The 23141-nt window shown below is 71.5% G+C and carries 1 protein-coding gene (cut by both window edges); it reads right to left on the minus strand.

All 23141 nt of this window come from inside a single coding sequence — locus TFC3_RS36955, SDR family NAD(P)-dependent oxidoreductase, on the minus strand. Of the gene's 28974 coding nucleotides, 4057 precede the window and 1776 follow it; the stretch shown corresponds to coding positions 4058-27198 — codons 1353 (partial) to 9066 (complete); reading right to left, the first codon wholly in view occupies positions 23137-23139. Both the start codon and the stop codon lie outside the window.

Consider the following 23141-nt stretch of genomic DNA (forward strand, 5'->3'; position numbering starts at 1 on the left):
GCGGTGCAGCCGGGCCGCGGACCCGGCGAGCTGCTCGGGGCCGCGCGCGGAGAGCACGATGACGGCCGGCGTGACTGCGGTGGTGGCGGTGGGGGCCGGGTTCGGGTACTGCTCGAGTACTAGGTGCGCGTTGGTGCCGCTGAACCCGAACGAACTGACTGCTGCGCGACGGGCGTCGTGGGGACGTACCGGCCAATCCTTGGTCTCGGTGTTGACGTAGAACGGCGAACGCGCGAAGTCGAAGTGCTCGTTGTGCCGGGTGAAGTGCAGCGTCGGAACGAGCCGGCCATGTTCCATGCCGAGCAGCACCTTCTGAATGGAGGCGATGCCCGCAGCGGCCGAGGTGTGTCCGATGTTGCTCTTCACCGACCCCACCGCGCAGTAGCCGACCGCATCGGTGTGCTCGCGGTAAACCGACGCCAGCGCCTCCAGCTCGATGGGATCGCCGAGCTTGGTGCCCGTGCCGTGCATTTCCACGTAGTCGATGCCGGCCGGATCGATGCCGTGCCGGGCGTAGACGTCGCGGGCCAGCTCGGTCTGGCTGCTGACACTGGGCGCGGTGATGCCGTTGGTCTTGCCGTCCTGGTTGATGCCCGAGCCGCGCAACACGCCGTAGATGTGGTCGTGGTCGCGTTCGGCATCGGACAACCGCTTGAGGATCAGCGCACCGACGCCTTCGCCCGGTACGAACCCGTTGGCGCCGTCATCGAAGGTCTTGCACTGCCCATCCGGCGACAACATGCCAGCGGCGCACATGCTGACGTACGACTCCGGGCTCAGGTACAGCGTGACCCCGCCGACCAGCGCCATGTCGATCTCACCGGCCCGCAACGCCTGGGTAGCCAGGTGGGTGGCGACCAGCGACGAGGAACAGGCGGTGTCCAGGGCAATCGCTGGGCCCTTGAGGTTGAGCAGGTAGGCGATGCGCGCGGCGGAGATGGCGTTGCTGTTGCTGGTGGCGGCGCTGGAGGTGGTGCCGCCCTGCTGCTGTACGAGCATGGCGTATTCGTTGCTCATGATGCCGAGGTAGACACCGCAGCGATGACCGCTGAGGGCGCGGACGTCGTACCCGGCGTCTTCGAAGGCGTGATAGGCCTCCTGCATGAACAGGCGCTGCTGCGGGTCCATGGCCTCAGCCTCGGCGGGCGGGATCTGGAAGAAGTGCGGGTCGAAAACGTCGACGTCGTCGAGCATGCCCATCCACTTGCTGTAGACCTTGCCGGGCTGCTGGGGGCGCGGATCGAAGTAGGCGGCGGTGTCCCAGCGGGAGGAGGGGATCTCGCAGACGCTGTCGCGGCCGGCGGCGAGGTTGTCCCAGTAGGCGGCCAGGTCGGGGGCGCCGGGATAGCGCCCGGCCATGCCGACGACGGCAATGAGGTCGGAGTTGGGCTCTTGGGGAGCGGCGGGCTCTTGGGGAGCGGCGGGCTCTTGGAAGACCGTGGGTTGGGTGGAGAGGTCGTGGTGGAGGCGGGCGGCTAATTGGTGGATGGTGGGGTGGTCGTAGAGGCGGGGGGGGGGGGGGTTTTGGGCGTACCTCTTGTTGATTTCCTTGAGCCATTCGACGCCCACGATGGAATCCAGGCCCAGATCGATGAAGTTGGCGTCCGGGTCGATGTCCGCGGCGTCCAGGTAGAGCGCCTGGCTCAGGGTTTCGGTCAGCGCCGCCGCCAGCTCGGCCTCCGGCGGCGCGGAAGCAGCGGCCGGCACGGGCGCAACCGGCGCCGCAGGGGCGGCGGGAGATGGGGAAGGCGCGGGCGAAGCGGCAAGCTGCGTCAAGACGACCGGTGGCGCGGTGGCGCTTGGCGGCGTGAGAGCAACCGATGGCAGTGCGGCGGCCGGCGGCGCAAGCGAAACCGGCGCGACCGGAACAACAGGAGTAGTGAGGGGCGGTGAGGGGGTGAGGTGGGCGATGTGGCCGGCCAGGCGGCGGACGGTTGAGGCGTCGTAGAGGACCGTGGCGTTCAGGGTGAGGTCATACCTCTTGTTGATGTCCTTGAGCCATTCGACGCCCACGATGGAATCCAGGCCCAGATCGATGAAGTCCGTGTCCGGGTCAGCGTCGCCGTCGGCCAGGTACAGCGCCTGGGCCAGGCTCGCCGCAAGCTCGGCGATGAGGTGCTCGGATTGCGGCGCTGGCTGGGCCGTCGTGGTCAGCTGAATACCGGTCGGCTTGTCCGGCGCTTGCGCCGGGGCCGTGGGTTCGGGCAGCGGCACCTCGACAGCGGGCGACGGATATGCGGCGGCAGAAACCCAATAGCGGTCCCGAGCGAAGGGGTACGCCGGCAGCCCCACCCGCCGCGGCGCCGCCCCGGTGTAGTGGTCGCGCCAGCGCAGCGACAACCCGTTGACCCACAGGTCGAGCAGCCGGCCGATCTTTTCCTTGCCGATCCAGGCGTCGACCACACCGGCCATGTCTTCGTCGTCGGCGAACAGCGCCACCGCGCCGCTCCCCCGCTGGACCCGGCCGCGGTGCAGCCCGCCGGATTCGCCGACGTCACCGGCTGTTTCGCGCAGGTGGTCGCTGAGCTCGGCAACCCTGGTGGCGCGGAAGGCGACCCGCTCGTCGAAGTGGTCGCGGCCGGTTTGCAGGGTGAACGCGATGCCGGGCAGGTCTTTATCGGCGACACCTTCGGCGGTGATGTGGTCGAGCAGTCCTCGGGCTTGCTGGCGCAGCTGGTCCTCGGTGCGCGCGGAGAGCACGAAGACGCTGGACAGCGGCGACGGGGCCGGGGGTGCGGGCGGCGCAACCGGGACGTACTCCTCGATGATGACGTGGGCGTTGGAACCGCCCGCACCGAACGAGGACAGGCCAGCGATGCGCGGCTGTTCGTGGGCTACGCCGTCGCGAACGATGGTGGGTCGCGGCCAGTCGGCTGCTTCGCGTTGCACCCGGAACGGCGTGGCGGCGAAGTCGATGTGCGGATTGAGCTCCTCGGCGTGCAGCGAGGGCACCAGGCGGCCGTACCGCATCTGCAGCAGCACCTTGGTCAGGCCGGAGATTCCCGCGGCGCTTTCGGCATGGCCGATGTTGCTCTTGACCGATCCGATGGGGCAGAACTCGGTGTCGCTGGTGTGCCGCGCGAACGCCCGGCTCAGCCCGGCGATCTCGATGGGGTCGCCGAGCACGGTGCCGGTGCCGTGCGCCTCGACGTAGCTGATCGCCCGCGCGTCCACGCCGGCCCGGTCCAGGGCGCAAGCGATGACCTCGCCTTGCGCTTGCGGGTTGGGCACCGTGTAGCCGTTGGTACGTCCGCCGTGGTTGACCGCTGTGGCCTTGATGATCCCGTAGATCCGGTCCTCGTCGGCGATCGCCCGTTCCAGGGGCTTGAGCAGCACCGCGCCGACGCCCTCTCCGGGTACGTAGCCGTCGCCGCCGCGGCCGAAGCTCTCGCACATGCCCTTGCTGGAGGCGAACTTGCTCTGTCCGAGCAGCACGTACTTGCTGGGGTGCAGCGACAGGTTGACGCCACCGGCCACGGCGGTCTCGCAGTCGCCGGTCCGCAGGCTTTGCACGGCCAGGTGCAGGGCGGTCAGCGACGACGAGCACATCGTCTTGACGGTGAGGCTGGGGCCGTGCCAGTCGCAGAAGTACGACACCCGGTTCGCGATCGACGCGGCGTTGCCGGGCACCGGTTTGCCGGCCTCGGTGGTGCCGTGCAGCTGGTATTCGTCGTACATCGAGCCGGCGAACACACCCGTGCCGGGTAGCTGGCCGGGGGTGTATCCGGCGTCCTGCAGCGTTTCGTAGACGCACTGCAGGAACAGCCGCTCCTGCGGGTCGGTGATCTCGGCTTCGCGCGGGGAGATGCGGAAGAACAACGGGTCGAAGCGGTCCACGTCGTCCAGGAAGCCGCCCCACTTGCAGTACGTCTCACCGGAGAACCGGGCGTGATCCCAGCGGTCCTGCGGGACTTCGGTGATGCTGTCGCGTCCGGCGGCCAGGTTGTCCCAGAACTCCCGCAGATTGCGCGCCTGCGGGTAGCGTCCGGCGACGCCGATGATGGCAATATCACCGGTACGGCCACGCTCCTCGATCACCGCGGGGGCTGCGGGGATGACGGCGGGCGCCACCGCAGCCGATGTCACCGTGGCGGGCACTCCGGCGAGGGTGCGTAGCGTCGCCGGGTGGGCGGTGTGGAAGTAGCCGGTGAGTTCCTCGATCGTGCGGTACTCGAAGAACAGGGTCTTGGGCAGGCGGCCGAAGACCTCCTCGAGTTTGGCGGTCATGCTCAACGCGACCACCGAGTTGATGCCGTACTGCTCCAGCGGGACGTCGGTTTCGATGCGCTGGACGGGCATCTTGAGCACCCCGGCCAGCAGTGCCCGGATCCGGGTGACCGCGCCGTCGGGTGGGCCGTCCGCGGCTGGCGATCCCATCGCCGTCTGGTCTGCCCCCGCTGTGTTCTCCTCGGTGCCGGGGTGTTCGAGGCTCTGCCTGATCCGCGCCGGGTCGCCCGCGGCCACCAGCACCTGCGGGTGGCCGGAGTGGACGGCTCGGGCGAACGCCGCCAGTCCGGCGGCCCGGTCCAGCGAGGTGACGCCGAGCCGGTCCTGCCATTGCCGGCGGGTGGCCGGGTCGGGTTGCATGCCGCCATCGGCCCACAGCGGCCAGTTGATGGACAGGCTGCGACCGGGCCGGCGGCCGGCGCGCTCGGCGGCGTAGGCGTCCAGGAAGCCGTTGGCGGCTGCGTAGTCGGCCTGGCCCGCGTTACCGCCGACGCCGGCTCCGGAGGAGAACGCGGCAAAGAAGTCCAGGTCCACGTCGCGGGTGGCCTCGTCGAGGTGCACGATGCCGCTGACCTTGGGCGCCAGCACGGCGTCGAGGTCGGCAGCGCTCTTACGGAGGATGAAGTCGTCGCGCAGGACACCGGCGGCGTGCAGGACGCCGTTGAGGTGCCCGGCGTCGGCCAGCACGTCCGCGATCAGCCGGTTCACCTGGTTGCGGTCGGTGATGTCGGCCTGGACGTACAGGGAGCGGGCTCCGGTGTCGCGCAGGCCGGCCAGGAACTGGTGTGCCGCAGCGGTTTCGGGGACGCGGCCGGTGAGCACGATGGTGGCGTCATGGGTTTGCGCGGCGATCTCGGTGGCGAAGATGCGGCCCAGCGCACCGAGCCCACCGGTGATGAGGTAGACCCCGCCCGCCTTCCACGGTGACCCGGCGGCGTCGGTACCGGTTTCGGTCCAGCGCAGCACGGCCCGCTGTCCGTGGGTGTAGCGCACGGCCGGCTCCGGCGTACCGGTCAAGTCGGCATCCAGGTGTTCGCGCAGGATCGCGGGAGCTGTGCCGGGTTCGGTCAGCACCATCTGGGCGAGCAGCTTGGGGTTCTCCTGTCCGGCGCTGCCCAGCAGCGCGGCCAGCCCGGCGTCGAGGTGGTCCGGCCCGGTCGCCGGGAGCACCAGCTGCACGACGACGTTGGAGGGGTCCGGGTTGCGCAGCAGTTCTTGCACCATGCCCAGCACCTGCGCCGCGTGGTCGCGGTAGCGCACGTCGGCGTGGTCGGCGGTGGAGGCGAGCAGGTGCAGTTCGGCGTCCGGGCTTGCGGCCGGAACGGTGTGCGGAGTGGCGATGCGGATCACCCGGCGGCCCGGGACGACCGGTCCGCGTACCGCCTCGGGCTGCCACTGGGGGCGGGCCATGACCACGCCGGTGGCGGTTGACGCGGCGCGCAGGGCGAAGTCGCGCAGGCTGGCCAGCACCGTGCCGTCCGGCCCGCAGATGTCCACATCGAACCGGTGACCGGAGCCGGTGGCGCGGCGGACCCAAGCCCAGGCGGCCCCGGTGATCTCAGCGTGCACCTCGATGCGGCCGGCGGAGAACGGCAGGTAGGTTTGCGCCGCCTCGCCGGTCATCAGGGCCAGCACGGTCTGCAGGGCGGCGTCGAGGACCCCGGGGTGCAGCGTCAGGCCGTCCGCGGGGGCCGGGGCGCTCAGGCGGGCGAGGGCCTGCCCGGCGCCCAGGTGCACCCGCTCGACGCCGCGGTAGAACGGGCCGTAGTCGAGTCCCGCGGCGGCGAACGCGGTGTAGAAGGCGTCACCGTCCAGGGTGTCGCCGGTGCAGGCAGCCAGCAGGGCGTCCACGTCGACGGTGGAGGGGGCGCCGGCCGTGCCCAGAGCGAGGAACCCTTCGGCGAACGTGCCGACTTCGAAGCGCACCCGCCCGGAGGGCTCCTGCGTCACGCTGATGTGGATGCCGGTGCTGAGGTCGGCGCCGGCGAGTGGCCGAACCCACGCCACGTCGGTGAAGGTGACGCTCGGGTGCGGCGTGCTGCCGTCGGCGTGGGTGGCTGCGGCAAGGGCCATTTCCAGGTACGCCACCGCGGGCATCGTCGCCGTCGCGTGCACCTGGTGGTCGCGCAGGAACACCTCGGTGCCGGTGAACGCGGTGGCGAAGCGGGGGCCGGTGAAGCCGGAGATGTTGCGGTGGACCAACGGATGCAGCACCGGCGCCGGGGCTGTGCGCGGCTGGCGGGAACCGGCCCAGTACGCCTCCCGCGCGAACGGGTAGGTGGGCAGCGGGATGCGCCGCACCGGCCGGTCGGTGTGCAGCAGGGTCCAGTCGACGGGCCGCCCGGACACCCAGGCGCGGGCCAGCCCGGCGAGGTCACCGGCGCGGGCCAGGTTCCGGACGGCCGAGCGGTCGGGCTCGCCGGCCTCGGCCCAGGCCGGTTCGTCGCCGGTGGCCCGGCCCTCGACCACCGCGCTGCCGCGCCCGGCCAGGTAGTCCTGCAGCGTGGTCACCACCTCGGCGGTGGACGCGGCGACGAAGGCCAGCCGGTACGGCATCGCCTCGCGGCCGACCTGCAGGGTGTACGTCAGGTCGCCGGTGTCCAGGGCGGTGGCGTGGGCGGCGAAGTCCGCGAGCCGCTCGGCTGCCGCGCGTAGTTGCGGCTCGGTGCGGGCCGACAGCACCACCACACCGGGCGCGGCGGCGGAACGCTGGTCCGGGTTGCGGCGCGGACGGTACTCGTCGAGCACGATGTGGGCGTTGGTGCCGCTGAACCCAAACGAGCTGACCGCAGCGCGGCGCACCGGGTGGGCGCCGCTCGGCGTCCATGGTTCGACCCGGGTGCTCACCCGCAGCGGGGACCGGACGAAGTCGAAGTGCTCGTTGGGTGACCGGAAGTGCAGGCTCGGCACCAGCATGCCCTCGTGCAGGCTGAACAACGCCTTGTGCACTCCGGCGACCCCGGCTGCGGCGGACGTATGCCCGATGTTGGACTTCACCGAGCCGATGGCACAGGCGCCGTCGGCGACACCGTGCTCGCGGTAGACGGTGGCCAGCGCACTCAGCTCGATCGGATCGCCGAGTTTCGTACCGGTGCCGTGCATTTCGACGTAGCCGATGGTGCCCGGGTCGATGCCGTGGCGCTCGTACACCTCGCTCAGCAGCTCGGTCTGGCTGGCCGCGCTCGGTGCTGTGATGCCATTGGTGCGCCCGTCCTGGTTGATGCCCGAGGCGACCACTACGCCGTGGATGTGGTCGTGGTCGGCTTCGGCGTCGCTGAGCCGCTTGAGCACCAGCGCGCCCACGCCCTCGCCCGGCACGAACCCGTCGGCGCTGTTGTCGAACGCCTTGCATTTGCCCTCGGGCGAGAGCATGCCCGCCTCGGACATGCCGATGTAGGTCTCTGGCAACAGGTACAGCGACACGCCGCCGACCAGTGCGAGGTCGATCTCGCCGTGCAGCAGGGCCTGGCGGGCCAGGTGCAGGGCCACCAGCGACGAGGAGCAGGCGGTGTCGATTGCCAGGGCCGGACCCTTGAGGTTGGCGTAGTAGGCGATGCGGGCCGCCGCGATGGCGTTGCTGCCGCTGGTCGCGCCGTTGACCTCGGTGCTGGCGTCGTGCATGAGCAGGCCGTACTCGCTGCCGCTGATGCCCAGGTAGACGCCGCATTTGCGGGCGCTCAGCGACTGCGGGTCGTAGCCGGCATCCTCGAACGCGCGGTACGCCTCTTCCAGGAAGAGCCGGTGCTGCGGGTCCAGGCCTTCGGCTTCGGCCGGGGAGATGTTGAAGAACAACGGGTCGAAGCGGTCGGCGTCGTCGAGCACGCCCAGCCACTTGCTGGTGGTGCGGCCCTTCTGCTGCGGCTGGGGGTCGTAGTAGCGGCCGGTGTCCCAGCGTTCGGCGGGGATTTCCCGTACGCAGTCGCGGCCCTCGCGCAGGTTGTCCCAGAAGGTGGCAAGGTCGGCGGCTTCCGGGTAGCGGCCGGACATGCCGATGATGGCGATGGACTCCTCCGCGGCCTTCTCGACCGGGGCGGGGGTGGCGGCTGCTTCGACGGGGGCGGCGGCTGCGAGCCGGCCGTCCAGGTGCGCGGCGAGGTCGGTGATGGTGGCGTGGTCGTACAGGCCGGTGGCGGTCAGGGTGGTGCCGTAGATCTTGTTGAGGGTTTTGACCCACTCGACGCCGACGATGGAGTCCAGGCCCTGTTCGAGGAAGCTGCGCCGGGGGTCGATCTCGTCCGGAGCGACGTCCAGCACCTCGGCGAGGCTGGTCTTGAGTTGCGTGATCAGGTCGGCTCGCGGGCGGCTGGGCGTCTCTGGTGCGGGTGCGGGTTGTGCGGTCGCGGGTGTGCTGGCGCGGATGACCTCGGCGAGGGCGGTCAGGGTGGGGTGGTCGTACAGGCGGGTGGCGGCGAGGGTGAGGCCGTACCTCTTGTTGAGGGTCTTGACCCACTCGACGCCCACGATGGAATCCAGGCCCTGTTCGAGGAAGCTGCGCCGGGGGTCGATCTCGTCGGGGGCGACGTCCAGCACCTCGGCGAGGCTGCTGCGCAACTCTTGAGCGAGCGCGCTGCTGTTCTCGGGAGGGGTGCTGCTGTTCTCGGGAGGGGTGCTGTTGTTCTCAGGAGGGGTGCTGTTGTTCTCAGGAGAGGCGCCCAGCCCGGCGAGGACCACACCGCTCGGCTTGGACACCGTCGGGGGCACGCTCACCGCGGCCGCAGCCGGGCCCGCGAGAACCACCTGCCGGGACTCCACGGCCGCCAACGGAACCGGCGGGACGGGCTCGGCGGTGGGCTCGGCGGTCGGCCGGGTGGCCCAGTATTCGCGGCGTTGGAAGGGGTAACCGGGCAACGCGACAGTCCTCGGGTCGGTGAACAGGGCCGGCCACTGCGGCTCGGCTCCGGCGCAATACAGCTCGGCCAGCTCGGGGAGGAAGGATTGCGGCGGTTGTATCCGCGCGGCGCGCTCGGTGAGCGACGCGCGATCTGCCGGCTCCCGGGGTGCCTCGCCGTGCCGCACCGCCGGATATGCAGTGCCCTGAGCCGCTGCTTGCAGGGCGTCCAGCGCTTCGGCACGGTCGGCGGCGACGATGGCGTACCGGTGGGCGAAGTGGTGGCGGCCGTCGAGCAGCGTCCAGCTGACGTCCGCGAGGTCCAGCGTGGTGTCGCCCAACGCCTCCGCCAGCTCGGCTGCCCGCTGCCGCAACGCGGACGCGGTCTTCGCGGACAGCACCAGCAAGTGGGCGGACGTGCCGGCAGTCGCGGCCGCAGGAGCGGGGTAGCTTTCCACGACCATGTGCACGTTGGTGCCGGTCATCCCGAAGGAACTGACAGCGCCCAGCCGCCGTCCCGAGGCGTCCTCAGGCCAGGATCGCGTGGATTCCGGCACGCCCACAGCACTGCGCCCCCAGTCGATGTAATCGCTGCGCTGCTCGCAGTGCACTCCCACCGGAATCACCCCGTGCCGCACCGACTGCACAAGCGCGATCAGGCTGACCACCCCCGAGGCGGCCAGGGTGTGCCCCACGTTCGGCTTGGTCGACGTCAGCGCGCACGCACCGGCCGGACGCCCCCGCTCGCCGAGCACCTCGTCGAGCGCGTTCACCTCCACCGGGTCCCCGAGCCGGGTGCCGGTGCCGTGCGCGACGATGTGACCCAGCCGGGCGGTGTCGATGTCGTGCCGGGCGTACACCTCGCGGTACAGCTCGGCCTGCGCGGCGCCGTTGGGGGCGGTGATCCCGTTGGTCCGACCGTCGTAGTTCATGCCGCTGCCCCGGATAACGGCCAGGACGGTGTCACCGTCGGCCATCGCGCGGGAGAGGCGCTTGACCACCACGACGGCCACCGCCTCGCCGAGCACCATGCCGTTCGCCCGGGCGTCGAAGGCGTAGCACACGCCGTCTTCGGAGAGCATTCCGGCGTCGCGGGTGCCGGCGTACACATGCTCGGTGGTGGCCAGGTTGACCCCGGCAACCACGGCGGCGTCGCATTCGTCGTTGCGCAGGCTCAGGCAGGCCTGGTGCGCTGCGGCAAGCCCGGAGGAGCAGGCGGTGTTGACGGTCAGCACCGGGCCGGAGAAGTTGAGGAAGTAGGCCAGCCGGGCGGCGAGGATGCCGTCGTGCTGCGCGGTGATGGTGCCCTCGCCGGCGGTCAGGTGCGGGTAATCCCCTTGCTCGGCCCCGACGAACATCCCGATGCGCTCGCCGCCCACCTGACGCGGGCCGTAGCCGGCGTTCTCCAGCGCCCGCCACGATTCCTGCAGCAGCAGCCGCTGCCGGGGATCCATGGTGCGCGCCTCACGCGGTGAGATCTCGAAGAAGGCCGGGTCGAACTCGGCCACCCCCGGCACGAACCCGCAGCGCACGGCCGGATCATCGGACTGGGCCAGCTTGCCCCAGTCGGCGCGGCGCTGCTCAGGCACCGGGCTGAGGGCGTCACGGCCCTGCACCAGGATGTCCCACAGCTCGTCAACCGTGCGCGCGGCGGGAAACCGCCCGCTCATCCCAATAATGGCGATCGGCTCCGGCCCGGCCGCCGGCTCCCGTTCAGCCACCGGCTCCAGCCCGGCGGCGGGCGGGGCCGGCTCGCTGACGGCAGCGACGGGCGAGACGGGCGGAGCCGTGGGCGTCAGGGCAGGGCCGTGCTCAGCGACGAAATACTCGGCGAGCTTCTGCACGGTGGGGTGCACGAAGAACACCGGCGGCAGAACCGGGAAGCCGAAGCGCTCGCTCAGCCGCTGGGCCAGGCGGGCCAGCGCGATCGAGTCGAAGCCAAGGTCGGTCAGGCTTTCGTCGGCGTACACCTTGGTGACCGGCAGCCGCAGCAGCTCAGCGATCACCTCCTTGATCCGCGCGACCACGCTGTCCACCACGACCGGCTCGGAGGAAGGTGGGGCATCCGGAGCCGACGGCGAGGTCCGGCCCGTCAGCACCATCTGCTGAGCCGAACCGCCCCCGAGGAAGCGCTCGAACAGCGCGAGCCCCTCCCCCGTTTCCAGCAGCCGCTGCCCGCTGGCGGCCAGGTACGTCTCGGTCTGCTGAGGATCCCCGAAACCCATCCCGCCGTCGCGCCACAGTGGCCAGTTGATGGCCACGGCGGGAGTGCCCCGCAGCCGGGCGTAGCTGGTCTGGAACCGGTTCCCCACGGCATAGGCGCAACTGCCGAAGTCACCCAGCACAGCCGACACGGACGAGAAATAGCTGACGAAGTCCAGCGGCTCATCCCCCAGCACCTCGTCGAGAACAAGCGTGCCCCGCACCTTGGCAGCAACCTGGCGCTCAAAGGCATCAGCGTCGAGCGTGCGCAGGGTGCCCTCGGCCGGGGCCCCCGCCGCGTGGATGACCCCGTGCACCGACCCGAACCGCTCACGCGCCGCGCCCAGAACCCCACGCATGGCCGCAGCGTCGGTCACGTCAGCCTCGCCGTAGAGCACCTGCGCCCCCAGCGACTTCAGCCGCTCGATCGCCGCGCTGCGAGCCGGGTCCAGCGGGGAGCGTCCGGTCAGCACCAGCCGCGCCCGGTACGTCCGCGCAAGGTGGCCGGCCACCACGAGCCCGAGACCGCCCAGGCCCCCGGTGACCAGGTACGTACCCCCGGCGCGCAGCACGTCGCGGGCAGCTGCCGGAATGGTCGGCTGCAACTGACTGACGTGGCGGACCCCGGCCCGGTACAACACGGTCTGCGGCTCGGCGACGCTCAGCTCCTCGCGCAGCCGTGCGGCCCGTCCGGCCGGGTCGGTGCTCGCGTCCTCCAGGACCACTCCGGCCGGCACGGTGGGCAGGGCGTTGGGCAACGAGCGCTGGAAGCCGGCCCACGATTCGAGGTACGCCTGGTCCAGCGGGGTGCGGAAAACGCCGGACAGCAGCACCCGGCGCACCCCGGGGCCGGACTCAGCGATGGCCTGCAGCAGGTGCAGCACGTCGAGCTGGGTGTGCGCGCCGACCGGGCCGGACACGGCGTACACGACTGCGTCGATGGGGGCGGCGGTGAGGGCCCGGGTGAGGTCGGCGCCGGTCAGGTGCTCGCCCAGTGCCGGGTCGTCGCTGATGCGGAGGACCTTGCGGAAGGCGGGCTGGCGGTTGGCGGGCAGGGGTTCGGGTTGCCAGTGCTCCTGGAACACCTGCACGTCGGTGGGGGTGGACGGGGTGATCCAGTAGCGGTCGCGGGCGAAGGGGTAGCTGGGCAGCGCGACCGGGCGGGGGCGGCCGCCGGGGTAGGCGGCGTCCCAGTCGACGTCCGCACCGGCGACCCAGGCGTGCAGGATTTCGGTCCAGCGGTGCTCGCGCAGCCATGCGGCGGATACGGCGGCGTTGTCGTCGCCGGCCCGGCCCCGCACGACGGTGGTGTCGCGGCCGGCGAGGAAATTGGCGAGCTGGTCGCGTACCTCGGTCAGGGTTGTCGCGGTGAAACCCAGCCGTTCGCGCATCGCCTCGCGGCCGGTCTGCAGCGTCGCGGCAATGGCCGTGAGGTCACCGGTTTCGCCAAGCGAGCGCGCCAGATCGGTGGCCTGTGCCCGCAGCCGGTCCTCGTCGCGGGCGGACAGGACGATCGCCACCGACTCGTGGGCTGTCTCGGGGTGTGCTGGGGGTGCCACGTATTCCTCCACGACCAGGTGGGCGTTCGACCCGCCGGCCCCGAACGAGGACAGGCCGGCCAGGCGGGGCTGAGTGCCGGGCGGCTGCCAGGGGGTCAGCGTCTGCGGGACGCAGAACGGCGTCCGGGCGAAGTCGATGTGCGGGTTGAGGTGCTGGGAATGCAGGGAGGGCGCGATCTGGCCGTACCGGATCTGCAGGAGAATCTTGGTCAGTCCGGCGATGCCGGCGGCGCTCTCGCAGTGCCCGATGTTGCTCTTGACCGAGCCGATCGCGCAGGAAGCGCCGGTGTGCTCGCCGAAGGCTGCGCTCAGTCCGGCGATCTCGATGGGGTCGCCGAGGGTGGTGCCGGTGCCGTGGGCCTCGATGTAGCTGATCCGGGCGGGGTCGATGGCGGCCTGTTGCCAGGCGGCGGTGATGACTTTCGCCTGGGCTTGCGGGCTGGGCACGGTGTAGCCATTGGTGCGCCCGCCGTGGCTGATCGCCGCGCCTTTGATGACGCCCTGGATCCGGTCGCCGTCGGCGATGGCCTTCTCTAGGGGTTTGAGCAGCACCGCGCCGACGCCCTCGCCGGGCACGTAGCCGTCGCCGCCGGAGCCGAAACTCGCGCACTGCCCGGTGCTGGAGGCGAAGCGGCCCTGCCCGAGCATGAGGTACTTGTTGGGGTGCACGCTCAGGTTCACGCCACCGGCGATCGCTGCCTCGCAGGCGCCGGTGCGGATGCTCTGGCAGGCCAGGTGGATCGCGGTCAACGAGGACGAGCACATGGTGTCGACGCTGAGGCTGGGGCCGGTGAAGTCGAAGAAGTACGACACCCGGTTGGCTACCGAGGAGGCGTTGCCGGACAACGCGATCGGGGTGCCGAGCAGTTGTTCGCGCACGCCGTGCAGCTGGTATTCCTCGTACATCACCCCGGCGAACACCCCGACGCGGGTGCCGTTGCGGTTGAGCCGGGCGGGCGGGTAGCCGGCATCGTCGAGGGTTTCCTGAACGCATTGCAGGAACAGCCGTTCCTGCGGGTCCATGAGTTCGGCTTCGCGCGGGGAGATGCGGAAGAACTGCGGGTCGAACTCGGCGACGCCGTCAAGGAAGCCACCCCATTTGAGGTACGTCCGCCCGCCCGCATCCTTGTCGGGATCGTAGAACTGGCTGTGGTCCCACCGCTCGGCGGGCACCTCGGTGACGCTGTCGCGGCCTCGGGACAGGTTGTCCCAGAACTCCTCAAGGGTGCGGGCCTGCGGGTAGCGCCCGGCCAGCCCCACGATCGCGATGTCGAGCCCGGCGGCGGAAGCGGGTTGCGGGGCGGCGGCGAAGCGGTACTCGCGGACCGCCGGGGTGGGCGCGGGTTGCGCGTCGGGGACCGGGTTGCCGTTCAGCAGGACGGCCAGGGCGTCACGGTGGTGGTCGAGGAAATAGCGGGTCAGTTCGGCGACCGAGCGGAACTCGAAGAACAAGGTTTTGGGCAGCGGCCCGAACACGTTTTCCAGGCGGTCGGTCATGGACAGGGTCAGCACCGAGTCGATGCCGAACGTGTCGAACGCGGCGCGCGGGTTGATGCGTTCGGCGGGCAGTTTGACGGCGTCGCCCAGCACCTGCTGCAGGTAGCGTGTGGCCGCCTCGTCGAGCCCCGCGTTCGCGTCCACATCGGCGGCCGGGCGGTCGAGGGTCAGCACGGGTGGTGCCACGGCGGGGGCGGTACCGTTGGTGTGCACGAGCACCTGGTGGCTGGGCAGCGACAGGATGCCGCGCAGGGCACCGATTCCGGCGCCGGTGGTCAGCGGCACGATGCCGTAACGGTTGCGCAGCACGGTACGGGTGTCAGCGGGCACCTGCAGGCCGCCGTCGGCCCACAGCGGCCAGTTGATGGACACGCTGTGCCCGCTGCGTTCGCCGGTGGCCACCAGGTCGTGGCGCTGGGCGAGGTAGGCGTCCATGAACGCGTTCGCCGCGGCGTAGTCGGCCTGCCCGACGTTGCCGTGTGCGCCGGAGGTGGAGGAGAACGCGACGAGGAAGTCCAGCGGCAGGGCGTAGGTGGCCTGGTCGAGGTTGAGCAGCCCGGCGACCTTGGGGGCCAGCACCGCGCGCAGGTCGGCCGGTTGCTTGTGGACCATCAAGGCGTCGCGGGTCAGCCCGGCGCTGTGCACGATGCCGTCGATGCGGCCGTGCTCGTGCAGCATCCGCTGGATGAACGCGTCGACCTGGGCACGGTCGGCCACGTCGGCCTGCTCGTAGCGGACCTCGGTGCCGAGCCCGTCGAGCAGGGCCCGCTTGGCCGCGTCGAGCGGGGAACGCCCGATGAGCACGACGGAGGCGTGGGTGGCCTGCGCGGTGATCTCGCGGGCCACGAGCAGGCCGAGGCCGCCGAGCCCGCCGGTGATCAGGTAGACGCCGTATTCCTTCCAGGGCAGCGGCACGGTTTCCGGCGGGGGCTGCGACGTCCACGAGGACACTTCGCGGCAGCCGCCGGCGTAGCGGATGACCTCGTCCTCGGGCCGGGAGCGGTTCTCGGTGACGCGGGTGCTGGCGGTGCTGACGGGTTCGGCGGGGTCGAGCACGATCACCTGGCCCAGCACGGCCGGGTTCTCCAGGTGGGCGGTGCGCAGCATGGCGCCGAGCCCGGTCAGCGGCGCGGCCGGCGGGTCGCCGGGCAGCACGAGCTGGTAGAGGATGCGCCCGCCGGTGCCGGTCGGTGAGGTGGTGGCGAGCCGGTCGAGCAGTTGCTCGGCGTAGTCGGTGTAGCGCTGGGCGAGCCCGGCGGCGGGCGAGGTCAGTTCGGCGACCTCGTGGCCGGTGTGCCGCAGGGCGGCGGCCACGTCGGGGCGCCCGGGCACCACGACCACGGGCCGCACGTCGGGGGCGGGGGTGCCATTCACCGGCTGGGCGTCCCAGCGGGGCACGAGCATGGCCGGTGCCGGCGCAGTGGTGTCGCCGGGGGCGCGGAAGGTCAACCCCCGCAGCCGTACGACCACAGCCCCCCGCTCATCGGTCAGGTCGACATCCACCCGGTCGTCACCGGTGCGCCGAACCCACGCCTGCATCTCGGGCCGGCAGGCACCGAGCACGAGCACTTCCTCGAAGGCATACGGCACCGCGGTGCTTCCGGCCCGTTCGCCGAGCACGCCCGCGCTGGCCTGAATGGCGGCGTCGAGCAGGCTCGGGTGCAGCGTGTAGTCGCCGATGGTGTCCGCCACGACGCCGGGCACCCGCAACTCGGCGAGCGCCTGCCCGGTGCCCACGTGCAGCCGCTGCACCGCGCGGTGCGCCGGCCCATAGGCGATCCCGGCTGCCCGGTACCGCTCGTAGAACTGGTCTGCGCTGAGCACCGAGGTGCTGCACTGCGCCCGGATCGCGGCGAGGTCGAGCACGGTTTCGGGGGCCGGGGCGGCGTACCGGATGGATCCGCGGCCGTAGGTGATCTCCTCGCTGTCGGGTCCGTCGCCGGTGATCCGGAAGCCGATCGTCCCGTCGTCGTGCGGGTGCAGGGCGATGTGCAGCGGTCCGTCCCCGGCGCGCCACGCACGGGCCAGGGTCACGTCGTGCAGGTGCAGTGGGGCTTGCGGACCGGCCGGGATGCGCCGGGTCAGGGCGGTGGCGGCGACGGTCATCTCGAGGTAGCAGGCGGCGGGCAGCAGTGCGGTGCCGTTGACGGTGTGGTCGCGCAGGAACGGCTCCTGCCCGGTGTGCTCGGCGGTGAACCGCTGCTCGGTGAAGTCGGAGGTGTTGGCGTGCACGAGCGGGTGCAGCCGGGCGAGTCCGCGGTGTGCATCGATGGAGGCGGGTCCGGCCGGGCGGTATTGCTCGCGGGCAAACGGGTACGCCGGCAGTCCCACCCGGTGCGGGATGGTGCCGTCGTAGAGCAGGTTCCAGTCCACCTGCACGCCGTTGACCCACAGGTCGAGCAGCCGCTGTAGCTTGCCCTTGCGCGCCCAGGCGCGGATGGTGTCGTCCAGGTCGGCGTCGGGGGCGAAGGCGCTCAGCGCGGCGTGGTCGCGGCTCACCGTGCCGCGCAGCACGTCGTCGCCGTTGCCGTCCAGGTAGTTTCGGAGTTTGGTGGTCAGGTCGGTGAGGGTGTCGGCGAGCACGCCGAGGCGTTCCTCGCGGGGTTCCCGGCCGGTCTGCAGGGTCCAGGCGACGCCGGCCAGGGTGAGGTCGTCGGCGTGGGTGAGCCGGTCGATGAGATTCTGCACGCGCTCGCGGAGCTGGTCCTCGGTGCGCGCGGACAGCGGCACCAGTGCCGGGCCGGCCGTGATGTGCGGGGCCGGGGTGCGGGCGGGCTGGTATTCGGCGAGGACGATGTGGGCGTTGGCGCCGCCCGCGCCGAAGGAGGAGAGCCCGGCGATGCGCGGGGCGCCCGATGCGACGGGGTTCCAGTCGGCGGGTTCGCGTTGGACGACGAAGGGCGTACCGGTGAAGTCGATGTGGGGGTTGAGGGTTTCGGTGTGCAGGGAGGGGGCGAGGCGGCCGTACCGCATCTGCAGCAGCACCTTGGTCAGGCCCGCGATGCCCGCGGCGCTCTCGCAGTGCCCGATGTTGCTCTTCACCGATCCGATGGCGCAAAAGCCGTCGGCGTCGGTGTGCTCGCGGAACGCGGCGGCCAGCCCGGCGATCTCGATGGGGTCACCGAGCGCGGTGCCGGTGCCGTGCGCTTCCAGGTAGGTCACGTCCCGCGCGGAGATCCCGGCGGCCGACAACGCCCACCCGATCACCTCGGCCTGCGCCCGCGGATCCGGTACGGCATAACCGGTGCTGCGCCCGCCGTGGTTGACCGCAGTGCCCTTGATGACCGCGTGGATCCGGTCACCGTCGACGATGGCCTTCTCCAGCGGCTTGAGAAGCACCGCGCCCACACCCTCGCCGGGGACGTAGCCGTCGCCGCCGGAGCCGAAGCTCGCGCAGCTGCCGGTGGGTGACAGGAAGTTGCCCTGACTGAGCAGCAGATACTTGTTGGGGTGCAGCGACAGGTTGACGCCGCCGGCGATGGCGGTGTCGCAGTCGCCCCACGCGATGCTGCGGCAGGCCAGGTGGATCGCGGTCAGCGAGGACGAGCACATGGTGTCGACGCTGACGCTGGGGCCGGTGAAGTCGCAGGCGTGCGATACCCGGTTGGCGATGGAGGCGGGGTTGCCGGCCAGCGCGAGCGGGTCCCCGGCGGCTTGCGCGCGGGCGCCGAGGAGCTGGTATTCCTCGTACATGACGCCGGCGAACACGCCGACCCGGCCGCCGAGCACGTTGCTGCCGCGGCTGTGCGGCCCGCCGCGGGTGTAGCCGGCGTCTTCCAGGGTGTCGTGCACGCATTGCAGGAACAGCCGTTCCTGCGGGTCCATGATTTCGGCTTCACGGGGCGAGATGTGGAAGAACAGCGGGTCAAATTCGTAGGCGCCGTCGAGGAAGCCACCCCAGCGGCTGGCCGAGGCGGTGTCCCACGGGCCGTGGTCCCAGCGCGACGCCGGGATCTCGGTGATCGAGTCGCGGCCGGTGGCCAGGTTGTGCCAGAACTCCTCGAGGGTGCGGGCCTGCGGGTAGCGCCCGGCGAGGCCGATGATGGCGATGTCGCCGGCACCGGCGGGGGCCGGGCGTTCGGGGGTACGCCAGGCGGGTGCCACTGTCGTGGTTGTGGCGGCCGGACGCGGGGTGGTTTCAGTGGTGGGTACCAGTTCGCGCATGCGCTGCGGGTAGGCGGCCAGGAAGTGGCGGGTGAGGGCGGCGACGGTGCGGTACTCGAAAAACAGGGTCTTGGGCAACGGGCCGAAGCTGTCCTCGAGGCGCCGGGTGAGGGTCATCGTCATCACCGAGTCGATGCCGTAGTCGTCCAGCGGCACCTCGGTGTCGATGTGGGCCACCGGCAGCTTGATGACCCCGGCGAGGACCTTCTTGAAGAACGCCGCGGCGCGCTCTTCTCCTGCGGCAGCGACGGTGGTGGCGCGTTCGAGGCTGCGGCCGGCCAGCACGGTGGTCCGCAGCCGGGCGCGGTCCCCGCCGAGCACGACGAGCTGGTGGTCGGGGCCGGTGAGCGCGCGGTGCAGCACGGCGAGACCGGCGTGCGGGTCCAGCGGGACCAGGCCGAGCTGCTCGCGCAGGGACTGCTCGGTGCCCGCATCGACCTGCATGCCGCCGTCGGCCCACAGTGGCCAGTCGATCGACACCGTGCGCCCGCGTCGTTCGCCACGGGCGACGAGGGTGCTGCGGTGCTGGGCGAAGGCGTCGAGGAACGCGTTGGCGGCGGCGTAGTCGGCCTGCCCGACGTTGCCGAACACCCCGGCGACCGAGGCGAACAGGGCGAAGAAGTCCAGGTCGAACTCGCGGGTGGCGGCGTCCAGGTGCAGCGCGCCGGTTACCTTGGGGGCCAGCACGGCGGCGAAGTCCTCGGCGGACTTCTTGAGCACGAAGCTGTCGCGCAGGATCCCGGCGGCGTGCAGGATGCCGTCGAGGCGCCCGTGGGTGGCGCGGATGGCGTCGATGAGCCGGGTTGTGGCGTCGACCTGGGTGAGGTCGGTTTGCTCGTACGAGGCCCGCGCCCCGAGTCCCTCCAGGCGAGCGAGCAGGGCTCGGGCCTGCTCGTCCGGTGCGCGCCGCCCGGCCAGCACGATGGCGGGTCGCCGGGCGCTGCGAGCGATGTCGGCGGCGACCAGCGCGCCGAGTCCCCCGGCGCCACCGGTGATCAGGTACGTACCGCCGTCCTTGTAGGGCCGTGTGGCCGTACCTTCCGGGTCGGTTTCCTGCCAGCGCGCCACCTCGCGCTGCTCGCCGCGGGAGCGGATGACGTCCTCGCCGGGGGCCGCCCGGTCGGCAATCACCCGGCGGGCGGTCAGCGCGGCATCGCCGTCCGCGTCGGTGAGCACGAGCTGGCTGCGCACGCGCGGGTTCTCCCGGTGGGCGCTGCGGATCACCCCGGCCAGCCCCGCCGCGAGGGACTGCTCCCCGGCGCCGGCCACCACAAGCTGGACGAGCAGGTCGTCCTGGGTGCGCTCGGCGAGCGTCCGCTGCATCAGCGTGAGCAGGTGCAGCGCCTGGCCGGTGAACGACGCGTCGGCGCTCAGCAGGACGGGTTGCTCGCCCTGGTCGCGCAGCGCTGCGGCGATCGGGAGCAGCCCGGCCACCACGGTGAGGGCGGGCTGGGCGGTGCCGGTGGGCGGCGCGGCTGGGATCCAGCGGGGTGTGGCCACCAGGACGTCGTCGCGCACGCGGGCGGCGGGCTGGACCGAGCGGGCCAGCAGGCCGGTGAGCCGGATGCTCGGGCGGCCGGTGTCGTCGCACAGGTCGATGTCGAAGGCCCGGCTGCCGGGCCCGGCGGGGGTGGCGCTGTCGCGGACCCAGGCCCACATGGTTTCGGTGGCCGCGCCGAGCACCTCGACGCGCTCCACGGCGTAGGGCAGCAGCAGGTCGGGGTCGGTGCCGGGCAGCAGCCCGAGGCAGGCCTGCAGAGCGGCGTCGAGCAGGCTGGGATGGATCCGGTACGTCCCCAGCGTCCCCGACAGCGGGGCCGGCAGCCGCAGCCGGGCGAGGGCCTGCCCGGTGCCGGTCCAGAGCCGCTGCAGCGCCTGGTGAGCGGGCCCGTAGTCGATGCCGTGCGCGGCGAGGGACGCGTAGCAGTCCGCCGCGTCGCGTTCACCGCCGTTGCAGGCGGCCCGCAGCGCGTCCAGGTCATGCCGGCCGGCGCTGTCCACCGAAGCCGAGGCGTCGGGCAGCACGGCTCGGCCCTGAGCGTACGGCGAAGCACCGGTGAGGGTGAAGGCGATCTCGCCGGGCCCGGCCGGGGTGAGTTCCAAGTGCACGGTGACACCGTCAGGCCCGGCGGTCACCGGGCGGGTCCAGGCGATGTCGCGCAGCACGGTGACCGGTTGCGCATCGTCCAGCGAGGCCTGCACGGCGGCCCTGGCCATTTCCAGGATGGCCGCCCCGGGTAGCACCTTCTCCTTGCGCACCCGGTGGTCGGCGAGGAAGAACTCGGTGCCGGTCCAGGTGGAGGTGAACCGCTGCCTGGTCAGGCTGGAGGTGTTGGCGTGCAGCAGCGGGTGCAGCACGGCAGCACCGCGGGGTTCGCGCAGGGCGGCGGCGATGTCGTCGGTGAGCCAGTACCGCTCGCCGTGGAACGGGTAGCCGGGCAGCGAAACCCGGCGGCGGGCGGAGTCGTACCGCCGGGCCCAGTCCACGGTGGCGCCGTTCACCCACGCACGGACCAGTTCGTCCAGGTTACCGGAAGCGTCGCCGCCGCGCGGGGCTGCCTTGCCCCGGTAGCCGCTGTCCGGGTTGGCCAGTTCGGTGCGCAGGTCGGTGACGGTGGCGGCGATGACGGCCCGCCGGTGGGTGAGCGCCTCGCGCCCGGTCTGCAGGGTATAGGCGATGTCCGGTAGGTCGGTGTCGGCCGGTCCGCGGGTGCCCAGCCAGGTTTGGAACTGCTCGATGCGGGTGTCGAGGTCGCGTTCGGTGCGCGCGGAGAAAACGAATGCGTGCTCACCCACGGCGGCAGGGGTGGCGGGCGTAGACCGGTATTCCTCCACGATGACGTGGGCGTTGGAGCCGCCCGCACCGAACGATGACAGCCCGGCCAGGCGGGGAACCTCGTCGCCCTGCGCGGTACGCCGCCGCGGCCACGGTGCCAACTCACGCTGCACCACGAACGGGCTGGCGGTGAAGTTGATGTTCGGGTTCAGGGTTTCGGCGTGCAGCGACGCGACGAGCTGACCGTGGCGCATCTGCAGCAGCACCTTGGTGAGCGCGGCGATACCGGCGGCGCTTTCGCAGTGCCCGATGGTGCTCTTGACCGAGCCGATCGCGCAGAAACCGGTGTCGGCGGTGGACGCAGCGAACGCCTTGGTCAGCGCGGCCAGCTCGATCGGGTCACCCAGCGACGTACCGGTGCCGTGGGCTTCGAGGTAGCTGACATCGCGCGGGTCGACGCCGGCCTCGCCGAGCGCCCGGGTGATGACGGCCTGCTGGGCGACCGGGTTGGGCACCGAGTAGCCGTTGGTCTTGCCGCCGTGGTTGACAGCGGTGGCGCGAATGACGCCGTGGATGACGTCGCCGTCGGCAATCGCACGGTTCAGCGGCTTGAGCAGCACCGCACCGACGCCTTCGCCGGGCACGTAGCCGTCACCGCCGGCGCCGAAGCTCGCGCACCGCCCGTTGCTGGAGGCATATTTGCCGCTGCCGAGCATGAGGTACTTGTTGGGGTGCAGCGACAGGTTGACGCCACCGGCGATGGCCAGTTCGCAGCCGCCGGTGCGCAGGCTCTGCACGGCCAGGTGCAGGGCGGTCAGCGACGACGAGCACATGGTGTCGATGGCCATGCTGGGGCCGTGCAGGTCATACAGGTACGACACCCGGTTCGCGATCGACGAGGCGCTGCCCGACAGTGTGGCGTTGAGCCCGGCTTGTTGCGCCTGCGCGCCGTACAGCTGGTATTCCTCGTACATCACCCCGGCGAACACCCCGACATTGCCGCCGGTACGCCCGCGCAGCGCCGCCCGGGTGTAGCCGGCGTCCTCGAAGGTCTGGTGCACGCACTGCAGGAACAGCCGCTCCTGCGGATCCATGAACTCGGCTTCGCGCGGGGCGATGGCGAAGAACAGCGGGTCGAAACGGTCGGCGTCGTCGAGGAAACCGCCCCACTTGGTGTACGTACCGGTGTCGGCGTCGCGGTCGGGCGTGAAGTACGGCGTGTGGTCCCACCGCTCAGCCGGGATCTCGGTGATGCAGTCGCGCCCAGCGACCAGGTTGTCCCAGAAGGCGTCCAGGTCCGGCGCCTGCGGGTAGCGTCCGGCCACCCCGATGATCGCGATGGGAGCCGCAGTGCCCAGCTCGGGTTCCGGCGCCGGTTGCGCGGCCGGGCGGGGTGCGTCGGGCGAGGTGTCGGGGAGCAGCTCGGCCAGCCGGTCGGCGTGCGCCTGGTCGAAGTACCCGGCGAGCGCGTCGAGGCTCTGGTACTCGTAGAACAGGGTTTTGGGCAGCGGGCCGAAGACCTGTTCCAACCGGCTGGTCAGGTTCATCGTCATGATCGAGTCGATGCCGTACGTCTCCAGCGCCGCAGCCGGGTCGACGCGTTCGGCGGGCAGCTCGAGTTCGGCGGCGAGCAGGTCGGCGAGGTAGCGCCCGGCCCGGCTCACCGGCGTGCGCACCGGCTGCGCGGGCAGGGCGGGACGCGGTGTTGTGGCGCCCGGCTCGTACGCCCGCACCGAGAACCCGCGCAGCGTGCAGCACACCACGCCGTCGTCGCCGCACAGGTCGATGTCGAGTTTGCGGATCCCGTCGCCGGGCCGGTCCCCGCCGCCGGGGCGCACCCACGCCCACGCCGACGCCGGGCACCGCCCATGGATGACCAGTTCGTCCA

Source organism: Actinoplanes sp. TFC3 (assembly GCF_001553785.1).
Classification (GTDB): Bacteria; Actinomycetota; Actinomycetes; order Mycobacteriales; family Micromonosporaceae; genus Actinoplanes.